The sequence below is a fragment of the Mucilaginibacter flavus genome, assembly GCF_030409315.1.
Lineage (GTDB): Bacteria > Bacteroidota > Bacteroidia > Sphingobacteriales > Sphingobacteriaceae > Mucilaginibacter > Mucilaginibacter flavus.
In genome coordinates, this window is record NZ_JAUFPS010000054.1 from 1 (window position 1) to 1,395 (window position 1,395).

Genomic DNA, 1,395 nt, shown 5'->3' on the forward strand with positions numbered 1-1,395 from the left:
AGAGAGATTCTGTGTTAATTATCAAATAATTTTTAATTTTGTTTTATTAAGGCGGCTTTATGCCAGCCTGTTTAGGGCAGTTCATCATTGATGGCTGCCCTAACCCTTTTATATGGTTTTCGTACTTTCAATGGATTGGTGTACATGGTTTTTGTCGTAAGGCTTATTCGTTGTCCATAATATATATATCAGCTCTAATAATCTTCGTTGTATCGCTACTGCTGCTTTCATTTTAATCCCATGCCTGGATATTAGCCTGGCATATATGACTTTAAAGCGATCATCTATCCTGATGGCTGTTAGGGCGGGCATATGCATAGCTTTTCTTAAGTGTCGGTTCCCTTTCTTTGAGATTTTGGGTTTCTTCTTTACGGATGTACCGGACTCTTTTTCTTCCACATCCAGCCCACTATAGCTGGTTAGCTGGCTTTTATTACCTATCAGGTCAAAGCCGTTGGTTTCTGCAAGAGCGATCACTACTGTAAGAGCTCCGACACCTGGTATGGTAGTTACATTGTTGATTTTTGCAAACAGCTCTTTGTCTTGTTTTATAATTGCCGCTATGTCCTCTTTGATCTCTCTTTCCTGCATGTTACACAGATCAATACGCGTATTAAGTCGCTTCAGGCTTTTTTCATTCGGAAAGGCCTCTGCCTGTTCTGCATGTAGCTGATTCTTACTTACCGTACGTTCGGCTATGATCTGATCACGTTCGCGGGTAAGCTGCTTTAAATCCCGGAAGATCTTCTTCGGCTGCTGCCATATTTCCTGCTTTCTTTCTAACCCGAATTTACAGATAGCCTGTGATGCTGTTTTATCTGTAACTGTTTTGGTATCAAGCGTACGCATGTAATTACTGACCTTGTTGGGTAGTACTATACTTACTTCAGCACCCTGTCCGGATAAATGGTAAGCTAACTTTTCATGATAAACTCCTGTGGCCTCCATTACATAACGGACCGGTACCTGTTTATCTGTATGCTTACTTACCCATGTTTCCAATGCTTTGAAGCCGGACGGTTTATTGGCAAATTGTTTGAATGCGTAAATACTTGTTTGTACTGCCTGATCCATGTTGCCAAGTGATACCACTAATTCATTCTGGGCTACGTCAATACCTACTACCTGTTTTAAAATGTTTGTCATCGTTTGCTTTAATATGAATAATATTAAAGTGAAAACCCTTCTTCGTCTTTTCTCCTGCTGGATATCCTGAATATACTGCTATGCAATATTCCTTACATTCTGTTCTAACTCAAAAGAGTAAAAAGAAATGAGGCAGTATCTCTCTCTCAACATACCATAATGGTTGTTTGGGTGACCGTCTGCTCTCATTCCTTCTCACTTTATAATGCAAATCTATTTGCTTATATTTTGACAACAAACATAGGAGGG

General features: G+C 39.7%; 1 protein-coding gene. It reads right to left on the reverse strand.

What is annotated here, in order from left to right; translation table 11 throughout:
• Positions 1–108: 108 nt before the first annotated feature.
• Positions 109–1,146, reverse strand: coding sequence for an IS110 family RNA-guided transposase (locus QWZ17_RS23280; protein WP_290307722.1), 1,038 nt, complete (start codon positions 1,144–1,146; stop codon positions 109–111).
• Between the last annotated feature and the right edge of the window lie 249 nt (positions 1,147–1,395).